The sequence below is a fragment of the Dawidia cretensis genome, assembly GCF_018598175.1.
Taxonomy (GTDB): Bacteria; Bacteroidota; Bacteroidia; order Cytophagales; family Cyclobacteriaceae; genus Ohtaekwangia; species Ohtaekwangia cretensis.
In genome coordinates, this window is the sequence record NZ_JAHESE010000007.1 from 89,695 (window position 1) to 107,027 (window position 17,333).

General features: G+C 50.5%; 17 protein-coding genes. 8 read left to right on the forward strand and 9 right to left on the reverse strand.

Annotated features, from left to right (window positions below):
• Nucleotides 1-33: 33 nt before the first annotated feature.
• On the reverse strand, nucleotides 34-516 hold the full coding sequence (locus KK062_RS09960; protein WP_254084223.1) for a deoxycytidylate deaminase: 483 nt from the start codon (nucleotides 514-516) through the stop codon (nucleotides 34-36).
• Between the two features lie 99 nt (nucleotides 517-615).
• Between KK062_RS09960 and KK062_RS09965 the strand changes: the two genes are divergently transcribed.
• The 4 genes from KK062_RS09965 (at nucleotide 616) to KK062_RS09980 (ending at nucleotide 2,954) form a co-directional block, all read left to right on the forward strand.
• Entirely contained in the window at nucleotides 616-1,143 is a 528-nt protein-coding gene (locus tag KK062_RS09965; protein WP_254084141.1) for a DUF2911 domain-containing protein, read from the forward strand.
• A gap of 5 nt (nucleotides 1,144-1,148) precedes the next feature.
• The gene (locus KK062_RS09970; protein WP_254084142.1) at nucleotides 1,149-1,676 is read left to right on the forward strand and encodes a hypothetical protein; all 528 of its coding nucleotides are present in this window, start codon (nucleotides 1,149-1,151) and stop codon (nucleotides 1,674-1,676) included.
• Nucleotides 1,677-1,699: 23 nt separating this feature from the next.
• Nucleotides 1,700-2,458: a 3-keto-disaccharide hydrolase gene (locus KK062_RS09975; protein WP_254084143.1), complete on the forward strand. Its 759-nt coding sequence runs from the start codon at nucleotides 1,700-1,702 to the stop codon at nucleotides 2,456-2,458.
• 70 nt (nucleotides 2,459-2,528) lie between these two features.
• A complete protein-coding gene (locus KK062_RS09980) occupies nucleotides 2,529-2,954 on the forward strand; it encodes an META domain-containing protein (protein WP_254084144.1) in 426 nt (141 codons plus the stop codon).
• Nucleotides 2,955-2,969: 15 nt separating this feature from the next.
• Here the strand turns inward: KK062_RS09980 and KK062_RS09985 are convergent, their stop codons facing one another.
• Entirely contained in the window at nucleotides 2,970-4,109 is a 1,140-nt protein-coding gene (locus tag KK062_RS09985) for a C1 family peptidase (RefSeq protein ID WP_254084145.1), read from the reverse strand.
• A gap of 22 nt (nucleotides 4,110-4,131) precedes the next feature.
• The gene (locus KK062_RS09990; protein ID WP_254084146.1) at nucleotides 4,132-5,337 is read right to left on the reverse strand and encodes a PQQ-dependent sugar dehydrogenase; all 1,206 of its coding nucleotides are present in this window, start codon (nucleotides 5,335-5,337) and stop codon (nucleotides 4,132-4,134) included.
• Nucleotides 5,338-5,515: 178 nt separating this feature from the next.
• Between KK062_RS09990 and abc-f the strand changes: the two genes are divergently transcribed.
• Complete coding sequence (gene abc-f / locus KK062_RS09995) at nucleotides 5,516-7,426, forward strand: ribosomal protection-like ABC-F family protein (RefSeq protein WP_254084147.1); 1,911 nt, start codon at nucleotides 5,516-5,518, stop codon at nucleotides 7,424-7,426.
• Between the two features lie 405 nt (nucleotides 7,427-7,831).
• On the opposite strand, the gene KK062_RS10000 is transcribed toward abc-f, so the two are convergent.
• The gene (locus KK062_RS10000; protein WP_254084148.1) at nucleotides 7,832-10,051 is read right to left on the reverse strand and encodes an outer membrane beta-barrel protein; all 2,220 of its coding nucleotides are present in this window, start codon (nucleotides 10,049-10,051) and stop codon (nucleotides 7,832-7,834) included.
• Nucleotides 10,008-10,565, reverse strand: a complete 558-nt coding sequence (locus KK062_RS10005) for an RNA polymerase sigma factor (RefSeq protein ID WP_262899191.1) — start codon at nucleotides 10,563-10,565, stop codon at nucleotides 10,008-10,010. The genes KK062_RS10000 and KK062_RS10005 overlap by 44 nt, the downstream gene beginning before the upstream one ends.
• 165 nt (nucleotides 10,566-10,730) lie before the next feature.
• Here KK062_RS10005 and KK062_RS10010 point away from each other — a divergent pair, with 165 nt between their 5' ends.
• The gene (locus KK062_RS10010) at nucleotides 10,731-12,032 is read left to right on the forward strand and encodes a type IX secretion system plug protein (protein WP_254084150.1); all 1,302 of its coding nucleotides are present in this window, start codon (nucleotides 10,731-10,733) and stop codon (nucleotides 12,030-12,032) included.
• On the opposite strand, the gene cas6 is transcribed toward KK062_RS10010, so the two are convergent.
• The 3 genes from cas6 to KK062_RS10025 all read right to left on the reverse strand — a co-directional run bounded on the left by cas6 (nucleotide 12,029) and on the right by KK062_RS10025 (nucleotide 14,544).
• Nucleotides 12,029-12,829: a CRISPR-associated endoribonuclease Cas6 gene (gene cas6, locus KK062_RS10015; RefSeq protein ID WP_254084151.1), complete on the reverse strand. Its 801-nt coding sequence runs from the start codon at nucleotides 12,827-12,829 to the stop codon at nucleotides 12,029-12,031. The two genes, KK062_RS10010 and cas6, sit on opposite strands and share 4 nt — an antisense overlap.
• A gap of 127 nt (nucleotides 12,830-12,956) precedes the next feature.
• A complete protein-coding gene (ychF, locus tag KK062_RS10020) occupies nucleotides 12,957-14,054 on the reverse strand; it encodes a redox-regulated ATPase YchF (RefSeq protein WP_254084152.1) in 1,098 nt (365 codons plus the stop codon).
• Between the two features lie 118 nt (nucleotides 14,055-14,172).
• Nucleotides 14,173-14,544 (reverse strand): DUF3276 family protein, encoded by a 372-nt coding sequence (locus tag KK062_RS10025; RefSeq protein ID WP_254084153.1) that lies wholly within the window; start codon nucleotides 14,542-14,544, stop codon nucleotides 14,173-14,175.
• A 171-nt stretch (nucleotides 14,545-14,715) separates the two neighbouring features.
• Here KK062_RS10025 and KK062_RS10030 point away from each other — a divergent pair, with 171 nt between their 5' ends.
• Nucleotides 14,716-15,624, forward strand: a complete 909-nt coding sequence (locus KK062_RS10030; protein ID WP_254084154.1) for a DUF58 domain-containing protein — start codon at nucleotides 14,716-14,718, stop codon at nucleotides 15,622-15,624.
• A 91-nt stretch (nucleotides 15,625-15,715) separates the two neighbouring features.
• Here the strand turns inward: KK062_RS10030 and KK062_RS10035 are convergent, their stop codons facing one another.
• Nucleotides 15,716-16,072, reverse strand: a complete 357-nt coding sequence (locus tag KK062_RS10035; RefSeq protein WP_254084155.1) for a 4Fe-4S binding protein — start codon at nucleotides 16,070-16,072, stop codon at nucleotides 15,716-15,718.
• A gap of 206 nt (nucleotides 16,073-16,278) precedes the next feature.
• Between KK062_RS10035 and KK062_RS10040 the strand changes: the two genes are divergently transcribed.
• Nucleotides 16,279-17,280, forward strand: a complete 1,002-nt coding sequence (locus KK062_RS10040; RefSeq protein ID WP_254084156.1) for an acyl-CoA reductase — start codon at nucleotides 16,279-16,281, stop codon at nucleotides 17,278-17,280.
• Nucleotides 17,281-17,333: the final 53 nt, after the last annotated feature.

The window sequence follows — 17,333 nt, forward strand, 5'->3', positions numbered from 1 at the left end:
CACTTATTGCACGCAGTTCCTGCGCTGACTGCGTCAGATCATTTGTGTAGCGTTCGACAGCTGCCCGGCGTATTTTTCCACCGCTACACCAAACTTCACCAGAAAATCAACGCCTTCATCGGTGGCTATTCCCTTGTGTTCTGCATACGACTTGTAGTAAATCACCCGGCGGATACCCATGGAAAAGATAATGCGTGCGCAGGCCAGGCATGGCGACAACGTGCAATACAGCGTAGCACCCTCCACCGAGGTCTTATTCTTAACGGCATATAAAATAGCATTCTGCTCCGCATGTATGGCCAGCGAACAGCCGCCTTTGGAATCGCGTGGGCATCCTACTTCGGGCCACTCTTCGTCGCAGTTGTGTGTGCCGGGGGGCGGACCATTGTAACCGATGGAAATAATGCGCGTGTCCTTGGTCAGCACTGCGCCTACATGGCGCTTGAGGCAGTGTGAGCGGCGGGCCAGGTTTACAGCCAGCTCCATATAGATATCGTCAAAAGCGGGACGGGACATGGCGCAAAAGTAACGAAAAGTCATAAACTTCATGATGCGTATTGTTGCAGAAGACCACTCGTGGGGCTGCGTCAGACCAAAAAAGACTATCTTCGCCCTATGAGAAATGCGATCCTCACCCTCTGCCTGCTGATTCAGACAAGCGTCTTCGCGCAGGAAGCGATTGAGCCACGCCCCAGCCCTATTGCGCTGGCGACTATGCGCTATAAGGACACCTATGTCAAGATCACTTACTCACAGCCACAAAAGCGTGGCCGCGAGATCTTTGGCGGCATCGTACCGTATGGCAAGGTATGGCGCACCGGCGCGAATGAAGCGACCGAAATTACTGCGACCCGCGATGTCGTACTGAAAGGCACGCTCCTCAAAGCCGGTACTTATTCGATTTTTACCATTCCTGAAAAAGACAAGTGGACGATCATCATTAACCGCGACATTGGCCTGTGGGGTTCATATAACTACAATCAGAAACAGGATGTCATGCGATTCGACGTGCCTGTGGCGCCGATAACGGATGTGACCTACGAGCCACTCACATTAAAATTCAACCAGCGAAACGATGTGGCAGACCTTTTGATATTATGGGATAGGACAAGCGTTTCTATCCCGCTTAAGTTTATATTATAATTCTCATGATCAGACACCTACTCTCCTGCCTCCTGCCCGTATTGGCAATTGTGATGGGAAGCTTCGGCGCGGCGGCACAATCCATCGCCGAGCTTGAAAAAAGAAACGGATTCAAAGACATTCAACTTGGCGCATCGGCCGACTCGGTCAACGGAGTCAAAATGAAAAAGGAATTCAAAGAAAAAGATCAATACCCGGCCAGGCTCTACGAGGTCAGCCATCCCGACTATGAACGGATTGGCGAAGTAAAGGTCAAAGAAATCTCCCTGAAATCATACCGCGACATGATCTACGAGATCAGCGTGACCACCGATAAAGACCCGCGGTTGATGAAGGCGCTCGAATCCCTTTATGGAAAAGCCGAGTATGACATCAAGAATCAGATCTACTTTTGGAAAAGCGATAGCATCATCCTGAAGTTTCAGGCCACGGGCAAACACCACCTGGAGCTTACCTACCTTTCACCGCCGCTCTTCGCCCGCATGAAAGACGACAAGAACAAGAAAGTCAACGACATCGCTAATGATTTTTAAATAACCAGATCAATTACCCATACATGAAAAAACCGATTTCATCACTCTGCTTATTATCCTTGCTCGGCGCCTATAATACCGTTCAGGCACAAGATCAACCCGACAAGAAAACACCCGAGTCCAGCGAGCTGTGGTCGCCGGAGCCGCACATCATTACGCCTGGCGAAAAACCCGGTGATATGCCTTCGGATGCCACCGTGCTGTTTGATGGCAAGTCGCTTGACCAATGGGTCAGCATCGACGATACGCCGGCCAAGTGGCCCGTAAAAGAAGGCGCCGTAACGGTACTGCCCGGCGGCAAAGACATCCGTACCAAGAAAGAGTTTGGTGACTTCCAACTGCACATCGAGTGGCGCTCACCCGCGACGGTAGACCCGAAGCAAACGGGCCAGGGCCGCGGTAACAGCGGTATCTTCCTGCAAGAGCGTTTCGAAGTGCAGGTGTTGGATAGCTATAATAACAAGACCTACGCCAACGGCCAGGCCGGCTCTATCTACAAGCAGCACATCCCGTTGGTCAATGCCAGCCGTAAACCTGGCGAGTGGCAGGCGTATGATATCTTCTTTACCGCACCCCGCTTTAACAAAGAAGGCCGTGTGATTTCTCCCGCCTATGTAACCCTGATCCACAATGGTGTATTGACGCAAAACCATGTGGCCCTGTGGGGACCAACAGAGTACATTGGGTTGCCGGTATACAAACCTTATGAAAAAGGCCCTATCCGTCTGCAAGATCATGGCAATGCTGTGAGCTTCCGCAACATCTGGATCCGTGATCTTTGATTATTACCAACAGGCCGGGATAATTTCCCGGCTTGTTTTTTCCTGGCATAGATTTTTCCTACCTACCGATATGAAAAGATTATTCGTTCCCATCATTATAGCATTCCTGGCTTGCTGCAAACCAACAGCAAAGACTGCCAGCGTTGCACACCTCGAAAATACGTATTGGAAACTGTCGGAGATGAATGGCATGCCCGTCATTACGCCGGCGGATGCAAAGGAAGTACACATTGTCCTGGCTTCGGCTGACGGCGAAAAGCAGTTACGCGGCTTTGGCGGCTGCAATGGCCTCGGTGGTAGCTATACGCTAACGGGCGATAAGATAAAATTCACAACCATCAGCACTAAGATGTTCTGCGAATCCCGTATGGACGTCGAGAACTTTTTGACAAAAGTGCTCACGGAAGCAGATCATTATAAAATCACAGGTGAAACCCTCGAACTTTATGAAGGCGGTACTTTCCTTGCCAAATTCGAGTCCGTTTACTTGCACTAGTCGCGCGTAGTGGTGTTATCGTAAACCTAGCTTCTGTCGAAGTGTATTGTCCAATGCCGCCTTCGGTACTACCAAACTAACGGTGTTGATGGCAAAGTAGCTGTCTGATACGCGAATGTATCCGTTAAAGGGTCCGATCTTTCCCCAGGAGTTCTTCACCAAAAAGAACTTCTTACCACCTTTTGTTTTCTCCAATCCTACCAGGTGCATGAGGTGATCGTCCTGCGTCGTCAAATTCTCGTACAAGCTCTGGCGGATCGCCTGGTCGTAGGGCAGCTCTGTATCGTCGGCATTGATTGTCGGTGGTGCATTGCAGTCTTTCCAGCGCATGGCATACCCATCTTTCTGACGGAAACAGCTATTACTAACATCGGCATCCCACATAATCGAATAGCCGCCCGCCAGCGCACGCTCGGCTAACGTGATCATCTCATTAACCGGCAGGTTGTAGTAAGAACCATTCAGAAAATTATCGGGAGCTTCCAGAATAAACGAGGTGTAGAATGGATGATGCGAGAACGAGGTGATGTTGACATAGTCCGACGCCGAAAAACGCACCACCTCTGATGCGAATGTCAGGGGTGTGTAGGATTTCTCCTGATACATAAATGTCGTCGGTGCTTTTCCCAGGTGGTCGTCCAGGATTATTTCAAACCCGCGCTGCCAGTCGGCAGGTACGGGGCGGATCTTAAGCAAACTATCGAGGTACGTCTTCAGCCGGGTGTCGAGCCGTCCGTGGTCGTGTTGTTTTTGTCCCAGCACCAACCCTGGATAAGCGGTCTCCGGAACGATGCCGTACGTGGCCATGGCCCGGATCACATCATGCCCTAAGCCCCCCGGGCTAAACTGCGCAACCCCTTGCCGTAATATATAGTTCCTGGCCTTCTCCAGGTATATATTTCGCACGGTAAACATCTCGGAAATATCGAACTCGCCATATCCTTGTTTCATCGTCTGCGACTCCACTAAGGATGTTGTCGAAAAGCTCCAGCACGTGCCGGTGTTGTCCTGATTTTTCACAGCGGTGGCAGGTACTTCGTATACGCGGGAGAATCCGGCGGGAGGCGTAGATTGTCCCTGTGCAGACGCATCGCTCGATATTCCCCAAACAATGCCACAGCAGAGCGCGGCTACAAGCAGGTGTAATTTCTTCATGGTGGGTTAGGTGTTGGTATGCTTATCCTTTGTAGGAGATGCGATAGACTACGTTGGCTTTATCGTCCGACACCAACAGCGAGCCATCCGGCAGCACCAGCACATCTACCGGCCGTCCCCATTCCTTTTGCGTCGCTTCATCGAGCCAGCCACTGGCAAACACTTCGTGGTTTTTCGCACTGCGTCCTGCCAGCTCAACCAGCGTGACGTTGTAGCCACTTTTTTTGCTGCGGTTCCACGAACCGTGCTCTGCCACGAACAGCTTGTTCTTATAGGATGCCGGAAAGAGCGCCCCGGTATAAAATTTCAAACCCAGCGGGGCCACGTGCGGCCCAAGTTTGTCGGCTGGTGCGGTAAAGTCGCTGCAGGGGCGTTTGCTTCCAAATTCAGGATCTTTGATCGAGCCTTCGTGGCAATATGGATACCCAAAGTGCATGCCTGCTTTCGGAGCAACGTTCAGCTCGCACGCCGGCTTTTCATCGCCCAGCATATCGCGGCCGTTGTCGGTAAACCACAGCTCTTTCGTCTCGGGGTGCCAGGTAAAACCCACCGTGTTGCGTATGCCGTGGGCGTAGACCTCCAGCCCGGAGCCATCGGCGTTCAGTCGTGTAATAGAGGCGAAGATTTCCTTCTCGGGCTCGCAGATGTTACACGGCGCCCCCACGGGCACGTAAAGTTTTCCATCCGGCCCGAAGGCAATGTATTTCCATCCATGGTGTGTCTCGGTGGGATAGTCATCCTTGATCACCACCGGCTTCGGCGGGGCTTGCAGGGACGATTCGATTTTGGGGTATTTCAGAATACGGCTTACTTCGGCCACATACAGGTCGCCGTCGTGGAAGGCCACACCGTTGGGCATGTTCAGGCCCGAAGCGACCACCCATTTCTTGTCGGCTTTAAAATCACCGTCAGAATCCTTCACGGCGTATACTTTGTCGCCGTTACGATTGCCCACGTACAAAACGCCCGAGGGGCTCAGCGCGAGGGAGCGCGCATTGTCTACTTCCGCAAACACGGCTATAGAAAAACCCGCCGGCATTTTGATCTTGTCGAGTGGCAACGTTTTGGAATATTCGGTTAGGGCGGGCAGAGTGCCATCCGCCGCCGCAATCGACTGCGGGACGTTTGTGGAATCTTCTGCCGAAGCTGCTTCGTCGTTGTGTGAGCTGGTATGGCTGCAGGCCACCAGTAAAAGGAGGGTGATGACCGGAAAAGATGTAAACTTCATAAAACTGCAATGGGTTGAGTGGTACCTAAGCAAGATACGAAGTCCCCGTACATGCCCGGCAATAGTTTTAATACTGGAAAATACGCGTTTTTGAAATCAGAATGCAAGGTCATTCCATACCTGGCGGAAATGCTACAAATAGTGAGTATTTTTGTATCTGAATGAGTGTGTCGGAATCATGATCTCTATTACTAATCTCTCTTACTACATCGGGGGCCGCCCGCTGTACGAAAATGCGAACATGTTCATCAAGCCGAAAGACAAGATCGGCCTGATTGGACTAAACGGCCGCGGAAAATCCACCCTGTTGAAGATTATCAACGGCGATCTTAAGATCGACAGTGGCTCCATCAGCAAAAGCAACGAATGCTCCATCGGCTTCCTGAACCAGGACCTCCTCTCCTATCAAACTGAAGATTCTATTTTGACGGTGGCCATGGGCGCGTTTAAAGAGGTCGTGGATATTGAGCGTCAGCTGGAAGACACCATCAAAAAACTCGAAACCGAATATTCAGACGAGCTCGTAGAAAGACTAGCCAAACTACAGGAGCGTTTTGACCATCTGGATGGCTACACCATTGAGTCCAAGGCGGAAGAGGTGTTGGAAGGTATTGGCTTTGCCTCCGCTGACCTGCACCGTCCTCTGAAACAATTCTCCGGTGGTTGGCGCATGCGTGTCATGCTGGCCAAGCTCCTGCTCGAGAAACCGTCGCTACTCATGCTTGATGAGCCCACCAACCACTTGGACCTTCCTTCCATCGAGTGGGTGGAGAATTATTTACGAAATTACGAAGGCGCCGTGATCGTTGTATCGCACGACCGTACCTTCCTCGATAATGTCATCACAAAGACGGTCGATGTCACCCAACAGCAACTGGTGACCTACGAAGGTAATTTCTCTTTTTATCTGCAGGAGAAAGAGCTGCGCCAGGAAATTCAACAAGGTGCATATGAAAACCAGCAACAGAAGATACGCCAGACCGAGCGCTTTATCGAGCGCTTCAAAGCGAAGGCTACCAAAGCCCGCCAGGTGCAGTCGCGTGTCAAGTCGCTGGAAAGAATGGATATGATCGAAGAGGTTGTAGACGATACGGCGGCTGTGAACTTCCGGTTTAAGTTCAACCAGCAGCCCGGCCGATATATTGTCACCCTCGACCATGTGTCTAAGGCCTATGGCCCGCTGGAGATCTTAAAAGACACCAGCATAAACATTGAGCGTGGTGACAAGATTGCGCTGATCGGCGCCAACGGAAAAGGAAAGTCTACCCTCCTGCGCATTGTCGCGGGGGAAGAGCCTGTAGACGGCGAGCGCACGCTGGGCTTTAATGTCATCAAAGCCTTCTATGCGCAGCACCAACTCGAGTCGCTCCGTGTGGATAATGAAATCCTCGAAGAGATGCTGCAAGCTGGCTCCGGCAAGCCCGAGCAAGAGCTGCGAAACGTGCTGGGATGTTTCCTATTCTCAGATGAGGACGTCTTCAAAAAGATCAAGGTATTGTCAGGCGGTGAGAAATCGCGTGTAGCCCTGGCAAAGACTCTTATTTCGGAAGCTAACTTTTTGTTGCTCGATGAGCCGACCAACCACCTGGACTTTATATCAGAGAACATCCTGATCCAGGCGCTGCAGCAATACGCCGGAAGCTTTATTGTCGTATCGCACAACCGTCACTTTGTGAGCCACATCGCCAACAAAATCTGGTACATCGAAGACAAAAAGATCAAAGAATACCCGGGCACGTATGACGAGTACGAATACTGGCGCAAAAAGAATGAAGCACAGCAGGTAAAGGCAGAACCGGCGAAGCCTGCCAAAAAAGCTGAGCCTGTCGCTCCGAAGCCTGCTAATACTCCGAGTCAGGACGCGCGCCGTAAACAGCTGGAAAAAGATCTGCGCAAAGCAGAGGAAGAAGTTACACGGCTGGAAGAGACTAAAAGTAAGCTCGAGATCGAGCTGGCAAGTCCGGAGGTATTTGGCCAACCCGCGAAGTTAAAAGAAGTACAAGCTGCCTTCGAGAAGACAGAAGCAGCATTGGCCGAGGCCAACAATAAATGGGAAGCATTAGCTACTGAGATCGACGCGCTAGGATGATAGCAAGCGTCTGTGTCTGAGCCGGCCAACTCCGGGGCCAGAGCCGTTCCCCGGAGTGATGGCTGGAGCTCATTTTAAAGATGTATGATGAGACAACGCAATTCTTTTCTTGCCACTGTAATAGTGGTTTCCCCAGGATTGAACGTTCTTTTTCACCACTACCTGCACGACAGGTGCGTAAACGGGTCCATGTGTTTGATCATGAACCGACCCCTGCGAGGAATCCGAACAACCTTCCATCACGATGCTGATTCCTAAAAGCGCCGTAAGAAACAGTAGAGCATACAAGGATACGTGTATCCGCTTCTGTAATCTGCTTTCCAAAGTACTATCCATACAAACGAAGGGCTTTTTCGGGTTATTTAACTACTTAGACACCCCCTGGTAGTAAAAGGTTGGAATGGTTTAATGAAAAATATAACGAAATCTTAATCCGATATCGAATGTCATCGGCGCTGCCGTTACCGGCTGGTCTGATTTGTAGATCGAGTTCAGCGGGTAGCGCAGGCCTGGGTTCAGGGCCAAACGATAGTGTTTGCTAAACCGGTAACTGAGTTCTGTTCCCACCAGGCCGCTAAAGTTCACTGTACGGTAGGGTGAGTTTGAACCGCTGCCTTCTGTCGTCTTCTCCAGCCTGTCACTTTCTGGTGTAATCGTATTCTGAAGGAATAGGTCGGTAGAAAGCCCACCATTGAGCTGCACACCAACCTTGCGGTTAACCAGCAAGTAACCCGCTTGTAGCGGTACACTAACAAACTGCATGCTGTTGTTAACATTATACGGAGCCGTAGGCACTACCTGCGACGCATATTCAGCTGATTGCTTATCGGCTGACATGATGGAATTAGCGGATGGAGCAGAGAAGTTCTGGTAATCGGCTGTGCCTATCGCGCTGGCGACATAGTCTGAGGCCTGGGTCATATAATTTATTCCGCCCTGAAGTACCCAACGTGAAGAAATACGCGCACCGAGATTCACGCCTACAGAATACGATGACCCCGAAGCATTTGCCTGTTGTTTTGCCACGTCGTCAACGGCGCTCGAACGGGCATCCGCCATCATCAAGCTACCGCTAGAACTCGCCACGCTGGAATTGACATTATTAAACGAGCCTGCTGCAAATCCTACTGACGTCCACAGTTTCTCCGAGTCAAATTCTTCATCCTTGTGTTTGTCCTTCTTCTCTTTCGCGTTCGCATTCTTCTCCTGCTCATCCAGGCGAGCCAGCAACGCCATCAGCGGGTCTACTGTCGACGCAGGTTCTACCTTCATGCTCGCCGGTTTTTGAACACGCGTCCCAATCGATGTCACTACTGGAGTAGCTTCGGAAGGTACTGGTGAATAGGCCAATATATATCCCGTTTGCTGATCCGCAGTGGGTGTCGTTGTAATCGTCGTTGCAGTAGCGCCATCAGTAGTCACAGCGTTGTTGCTGGTCTCCGTACGCTGGCTGCCATTCGCCACTACCGTCTCGCGACGCGTTGCAGTTGTTTCATTGGTCTGTGCCAGGCGAACGTTGTCCTCACCGATACGGTCAGATGATGTGGTTTGCTTATCGCTACCGTTATGCAGTTGCCCCGGAAGAATGGCTTCGCCTATCGCTGTTGTTTCAGCGTTCGTCGCATCTCCTACCCGGCGACGCGATGTCGCTCCCGAACGCTGTTGCGTCACCGCCAATTGTGGCTGTCCATTCTCCGATGTGATCGGAGTATCACTTTCAACACCATTTCGCCCTTGTGTCGATAAGCGTGCGTCGGCAGTATTAGCCTGTTGCGTTGTTACCCGTGCATGTTGCTGCTGCGCATCACTCGATCCCGCATCAGCATCATTTGCAGCGGCCAGTGTCTGTTGATCAGCGCTCGTCTGACCCTGGTTGGATCGGCTACCGTCGGCTTTTAATGGATCGATGTCCTGGCCATCCGTTGTGCGCATCCTGTTGCGTTGAGCTTCCTGACGTGCCATAGCCTGCTGTGTCGGCATGCCGTTACGTTGCGTCGTTGCACTTTGTGTCAAAGGAGTCTGTGAAGTTTCCGTCACGGCGGTTTGAGTCTGTATATCGCCCTCGTGGGTGATATTGTTCGGGAGTGTTATACCGGTCACCACGTCTTGCGTTTGCTGACCATCAACACCTACACCCGAGGTTGCTGTTGTCCCTTGCGACAGCTCCTGATGTGTATCACCGGTAACCGTCGGCGTTGTAGCGGTTGTATTGTTGTTGTTGTTCGCTCCCGCGGGCTGTTCCTGATACGCCAGTTGTCCGGCTGCACCCGTCAATTCCCGATCCTTCAGCAAATAATAGCCCATACCGGCAACGCCCAGGGCAAACGTGATCGACGCTGCGGCCAATAACTGATAGAACACCAGGCGACGCCTCATCTTGCCTCCTTCGGCTTTCATCAAGTCCAGCTCGATGTTCGTCCATACGTTTTCCGATGGGTTCACACCGGCTCCATCAAAAGTCTGTCGGAAGACACCTTCTACCTTACGACTCTCTGTATCGTCCAGAATACGTTCGATATTCGTCCATACGTTATCCGATGGACTCACGCCGGCTTCATCAAAAGCCCGCTTGAAGGCATCTTCAAACTTTCGACTCTCCATATCGTTCATAATACGTTGATTCATTTAAGAGCCGCTGTTGCAACAGGCTCTTCGCCCGCGCGAACTGCGACTTCGACGTTCCTTCGGAAATGCCAAGCTGTTCAGCAATTTCCTTATGACTAAATCCTTCAATAGCAAACAGGTTGAATACGATCTGACATCCCTGCGGCAGGGCCTGTATCATTTCCAGCAACTGGGTGAAGTGAATTCCCGATATGCTCATCTCCTCTTCCGGAAGATTGGTCTCTTCTATATCGACCATGGGAAACAGGTAAAGCTTTTTGCGTTTAGCGTTCAGGGCGGTGTTCACCATAATGCGGGTGATCCACGTCTCCAGCTTAGACTCTCCGCGGAAGTTGCCGATTGCCTGGAATACTTTGACAAATCCTTCTTGTAAGATGTCCTCCGCTTCGGGAGTAGCTTTCGAGTAGCGCAGACAGACAACCATCATTTTCCGGCAATAGGAATCATACAGAGCGCGTTGTGCACCCCTCTCGCCTTTTCGGCATCCTTCAATAAGCTCGTTTTCGCTGAGCATTAGTCCGTATTATCGCCGTTTTGCATATTAGACACCGTCCTGTGCCCGAAAGTTGGAATCGTTTGGCGGATATTTCCCGCAAAGCCTTGGCCATTCCCTATCGAAAACGTTTCTTTAGAAACAAAAACAAATGGCCTGTAAGGCGGGCACCCCTTGGTAAAACGCATGAACATAACGCTTAATTCCCTCATTATTATATCTTTAGCCGCATTATCTGCGTGCGTTCCGATTAACCAGCCCGCTTCCACCGCGACTCCCGGTGGAAAAGCCAAAACCCTCCAGCTCATCGATCGGGCCTACGAATCAGTCATCAAAACCATCCAGCTCCATCCCGAAGCGCAGCCCCTGGACCCCGCCGTCACCCGCCTGGGCCAATGGAACCTCGTACTCGAATTCGACGACCTGCGCGACCATAACGACAACTACTACGCCAGAATCGTGCACTGTAACTACGACTGGACACCATCAAATTTAAAAGACCTCGATTTCATGACGGGCTACAACGAGTTTCCCATCAACACATTCGAGTTCTCAGTCGATACACACGTTCCTTTTGTGCACTATAAATTCAATGTGCCCGGGGTTAAGCTCTCCGGCAACTATGTACTGGTTGTCTATCGTGAGTCGAACAAAGATGACATCATCCTGAGTCGCCGCTTTATGGTCTACCAAACGCAAGTAACCTTTAAGCGCGATGGTAACCTGATTGGCCCCGGCAATGCGGCCGACATCAGCCAACAGCTCAACTTCACCATCAATTATCAAAACGTCAACATCCTGAACGCCATGACGGACGTGCACGTAAACATGCGTCAAAACCAACGCTGGGACAACATCGTCAGCGACGTTCGCCCGAGCTTTGTGCGTGAGATCGAAAAGGAAATCGAGTACCGCTACTTCGATGATGCCAAAATGTTTCGCGGCGGCAACGAGTTCCGGTTCTTCGACCTGCGCTCGCTTAACTATCCTGGCCAGAACGTAGACCGCATCAACAAAACGGCTAAGCCTTTCGAAGCCTATATTCAAAAGGACAAAAGCCGCGAGAACGAAGCCTATTCCCAACCGCAGATTCCAGACATCAACGGTAACTTCAACCTCGACAACTATGACTACCGCGACATGGCGTATGCCAACTACGTAAACGTCAATTTCACGTTGGCCGTACCACCCGTTGCCAAGGGCGATGTGTATGTTGCCGGCGCGTTCAACTATTGGAATCTCGGTGTCGCCAACAAAATGAAATACGACACTGTACAAAATGCCTATACCGCCCGGATGTTACTCAAGCAAGGCTGGTATAACTATCAATACGTGGTCAGAGCGCCTAACCGCCCTTCCTATATGTTCGAGGGAAGTCACTTCGAGACTGAAAACTTCTACGAGATCTTCGTGTATTATCGCCCGTACCAGCCGCAAGCCGATCTGCTTGTTGGCTATGAACGGATCGACGCGAACCCGCGCCGCTAAGCGTATACCATTTCCTGGTGGGGGGCCCGTTGTATTGAGTCGTTGTTCGCGACGTCCAACATGCCGAAGCCTTTGTGTGTGAAGTAGCCCAAGCCATTTTCATATACAAATTGCTGCACTTCCTTTGCCGCATATAGCGTGAACGGAAAAGTATAGCCCCGCACCTCGAACTTCACATCGTTGTCGTACAGGGGATAGATACGTGCAAACTTTTTATGCGATGCCTGAATACGCTGAATATAATCGTGATCCGGAACGATCTGGAATTTATAGAACGATGTCAACTGTTCGGCAGTATACCGCGCATAAGCCTCCATGCGGGCTATGGTAGAATCGTATAACAAATCAGAAAATTCATCGCTCTCCGGCGAGACAAACTTCTTACCACTTTCGTCATTAAAGGCAGCCGGAATTACCACTACCGGCGAGATACACAGGAAGCGGGCCTCATCGCCGATCGTTACCGGCTCTTCCTGCTCCACGGCATCCGGCACCAGGTGCAGGTTACCGACAATTACTTCCTTCTGTTCAAACAACCGGGCCAGAAAATAGTCCATGAAGCCTTTGTCTGAGCAGGCAAATACCAAGGTCACTTTGGACGAGAAGTAATGCAGCCCCTTCCGACTGACCTTCGTCTGGCCTTTGAGGCCTGAAAAGTTGTAGTGCGTAAAATCCAGGTAATTCTTTTCAGGGCCGAAAATCAGCAGCCCTTTAATAACCTGTGCCAAAAGATACTGATGGTGGAACGGCACATAGGCTCCCCTATTCTTCAGTGAAAAAATAATCCTGGTTCTCAAAACCCAAAAATTTAGCCTGGGGGTTAAAAAATTAACCAATTTAAAAAACGCGCTCTATACTGAGGGTGAGCGGTTTATAAAGCTAAGAAAAAACAGGAAGCTTTCACTGCTTTCCGCAAAGAAAACTTTACACGTTAAACCGGAAATGCATCACGTCGCCGTCACCTACTACATACTCTTTCCCCTCTACCGACATCTTGCCGGCTTCCTTGCAGGCTTGCTCCGTTTTATAGTGTTGATAATCAGCGAATTTTATAACCTCTGCACGAATAAACCCCTTCTCGAAATCGGTGTGAATAACACCGGCTGCCTGGGGCGCTTTCCAGCCTTTTTTTATAGGCCATGCCCGCACTTCTTTTACACCGGCTGTGAAGTAGGTGGCGAGGTTTAGCAAATGGTATGAAGCCTGCAATAACTTGTTCAAACCCGACTCTTTCAAACCATATTCAGCCAGAAAAACAGCCCGGTCCTCTTCACTTTCTAACTCGGCAATCTGCGCTTCAATCGCCGCGCTGATAATCACTACCTCGGCATTCTCACCTTGTATGTGTTTGCGCAGAGCGTCTACGTGTTTGTTGCCCGTGTGGATAGACTCTTCCTCTACGTTTGTTACATAGATCACCGGCTTGGCTGTCAGCAGCTGAAGATCAGCCACTGCCTTTTTATCTTCTTCGTCGATTTGCAGCGCGCGTGCATTTTTACCCTCTAACAAGGTTTCCTTGTATTGCAATAACACCGACAGTTCTTTCTTCAACTTTGCGTCGCCTGCTTTCGCCGCTTTTTCTACACGCGCTATTTTCTTCTCTACCGACTCGAGGTCTTTCAACTGCAGTTCGGTATCGATAATCTCTTTATCGGCCACCGGATCTACCCGGCCGTCAACGTGCACAATGTTGTCGTTCTCAAAGCAACGTACCACGTGTACAATGGCATCCACTTCGCGGATGTTGGCCAGGAACTGGTTGCCCAGGCCCTCTCCTTTGCTGGCGCCTTTCACCAGGCCGGCAATATCCACAAACTCGATGGTGGTCGGAACAACGCGTTCCGGTTGCACCAGCTCCTCCAGCACTTTCAACCGGAGATCGGGTACGGAAATCACGCCTACGTTTGGCTCAATCGTGCAAAAGGGGAAATTGGCCGCCTCTGCCTTATTGTTAGAAATAGCATTAAAAAGCGTCGATTTGCCTACGTTTGGTAGTCCTACGATCCCACATTGAAGTCCCATGGTATTGATTCTCTTAATTAAGGCCGCAAATATAACAATCGCCCGCCGAGACAAAAAGAAAAGCCCCTGCGTATGCAGGGGCTTTCCCAGGTTATTATAGGTTCGGGGTTAGGTAAGGTCAATCCCATTTAAGCTCAGTGTCCAGCGACGAAGGTTTCGCACCCGCCGTGGCTGTCTCTTCGTGCTCGTGCTCATGCTCGTGCGGATGATCGAATTGTGTGAAATCCACATCCGGCATTAACTCTTGCTTTACGTGATTTACGGTGCTGGTCAACGCTTCCAAAAATTTATTAAAGTCTTCCTTATACAGAAAGATCTTGTGCTTTTCATACGAAAAACCATCTTCCTTAAAACGCTTCTTGCTCTCTGTGATTGTCAGGTAATAATCGTTGGAACGGGTAGACTTCACATCAAAAAAATACGTCCTCTTGCCGGCCTTTACTTTCGTTGAGTAGATCTCATCTCTACCGCTTGTCTTGTTTTCTTCCACAATCCGTCAAATTTAAGGTTAGGTTTAAGTTTGGTTCGAACTAAGTTAGTACTTTGGGTCTTTATTACAAAACTAACCCATCATATTTCGTTAACGATTCCGGTCAGGACATCAAATTTTATTTGATAACAAGTCCAATATACTGAACAATATTTCGTTTTTCCAAGCACTGTGAAGGTAGATCTGACAAAAATTAACCCACACACCAGTCTCGAACTGCTTGCCCGCCAGTTAGTAGAAGGGTTTATTACAGGGCTCCACAAGTCCCCCTACCACGGTTTCTCGGTCGAGTTTGCAGAGCACCGCCTCTACAACGAGGGTGAAAGCACCCGTCACCTGGACTGGAAAGTATATGCCCGCACCGACCGGTTGTTTACCAAGCGTTACGAGGAGGAAACCAACCTGCGTTGTCTCATTGCCATTGACGTATCGGCGTCGATGTTCTATCCGGCGGCTACCCAGGCTAAAATCCAATTCACCAAATATGCTTCGGCTGCCCTGGCCTATCTGCTAAATCGCCAGCGCGATGCCGTTGGTTTATGCCTGTTTTCCGACACAGTACACGAGCTAACACCGGTAAAGTCTACACCCACACACCTGAATAAAGTACTCCGGTTGCTCAATGAGCTCGAACAACGCAAGCCGCAAACACCCACCAATACAAACGTGGCCCGGGTACTGCATGAAGTAGCCGAAAAAATTCATAAGCGCTCCCTTGTTATTCTCTTCAGCGATATGTTCGATTCGGCCGAAAGTGCCGACGAGTTATTCAAGGCGTTGCAACACCTCAAGCATAACAAACACGAGGTGGTCGTCTTTCACGTGATGGATAACCAAACGGAATTGTATTTCAGCTTTGAAGATAGGCCGTTGGAGTTTGTCGACCTGGAAACGGGCGAGAAACTAAAGCTTAATCCGGCCGATGTCAAGCAAACCTATCAGGACGAAGCGGGCCGTTTTTACAAAGCGCTCAAGATGCGATGCAACCAATACAAGATCGACTTTATCGAAGCCGATGTCAAAAGTGACTTCAACCTTATTCTACAAACCTACCTGATCAAGCGCGCCAATATGCGCTAGGTATAAAACAAAAATTCGTTAATACCCGGCGATTGCTTTATGCCACCGCCGCGGGTATTAACGAATCTTCAATACGGTATACGAAGCAGCCTTACGCCGCAATCTCCTGGTGCAACCAAACCTTCTTGGCTACCAGCTCGTCGGGAGTCTCCACATAGTCGGGATCCGGTACGCAACAATCTACCGGACATACCGCCGCACACTGCGGCTCTTCGTGGAAACCCGTACACTCGGTACACTTGCCTGCCACGATATAATAAAACTCTTCCGATACCGGTGCCTGCGGGTCTTTGGCATCAACAGCCGACCCGTCTTCCAACTCAACCTGCTCCAGCTTCGTGCCCCCAGCCCAATTCCACTCGCGGCCGCCTTCATAGATCGCCGTGTTGGGGCATTCCGGCTCGCATGCACCGCAGTTGATACATTCGTCCGTGATAATAATAGCCATGCCTTCTAATTTTGGTCCGTTACAAATACAAAAATAAACGATTCATCCGTAAAACGGAGACCCCTTTATAAAAGTTTAGCGAATATCCACTTTTTAAGTAGGAATTCGCGCGTATTTTCAATTCGCTTACGTTTGTGCGGTATTTCCGACACGCTGCTTTGCGCTGCTTTCCCTACTTTTGCCCCCCGTAAGCGGCCTCACACAACATGAACATCGAAGAAAGAATACATGCCCTCGCAACATTGGGCACCCATCTCAAAGATCTGACCCACGACGAATTTCAGTCGGTCGCCGATCGCGCATCGCGTGAAAATCCCTGGTTCACACAAGACAATGTGCGCATGGCACTCGACGGCATCATCCGGATGCTCGACGAAAGCAAACTTCGTACATGGGTTGCACCGTACTCGTTTCCAGGTACTTCCCGCCAGGTCGCACTCGTACTGGCCGGCAACATTCCGCTCGTTGGCTTTCACGACTTACTTGCCGTACTGATCAGCGGCCACCGTGCGCTCATTAAGCTCAGCTCGAAAGACGCGGCGTTGCCTAAGTATATGCTCGAAACCCTGGCCGTCATCTCGCCTGCGCTCCATGCACAGGTGCAAATCGCCGAGCAGCTAAAAGACTTTCAGGCTGTCATCGCCACGGGCAGCGACAACTCCGCACGCTACTTTGACTATTACTTTAGCAAGTACCCACACATCATTCGGAAGAACCGGACGTCCGTCGCGATCCTTCAAGGTGATGAAACCGAAGCCGAGCTTGGCGCGCTGGGCACCGACATCTTCAGCTACTTCGGCCTGGGCTGTCGCAACGTCTCCAAACTGCTGGTCCCCGACGGCTACACGTTCGATCGTTTCTACCCATCGCTCGATGCGCACCGCGACATCATACATCATCACAAGTATTGTAACAATTACGACTATCAAAAGTCGATCATGCTCGTCAATATTACGCCATTCCTCGACAACGGCTTCCTGATGTTACATGAAAGCACCCGGCAGGTCTCCCCTATCTCCGTCGTATACTACGAACACTATAAAACTCCGGAAGCACTCGCCGCAAACCTGGCGGAAAATTCCGACAAGCTTCAGTGTATTGTCGGTCGTGCCCCAGGCGCTACTGTGCCGTTCGGCCAGGCACAGTTCCCCGAAGTGTGGGACTATGCCGACCGCGTCGATACGCTACAGTTCCTCTCCACGTTATAATAATTAACGACACAAACATTCAAAACAAAGAAGGCTGCCTTTTGGGCAGCCTT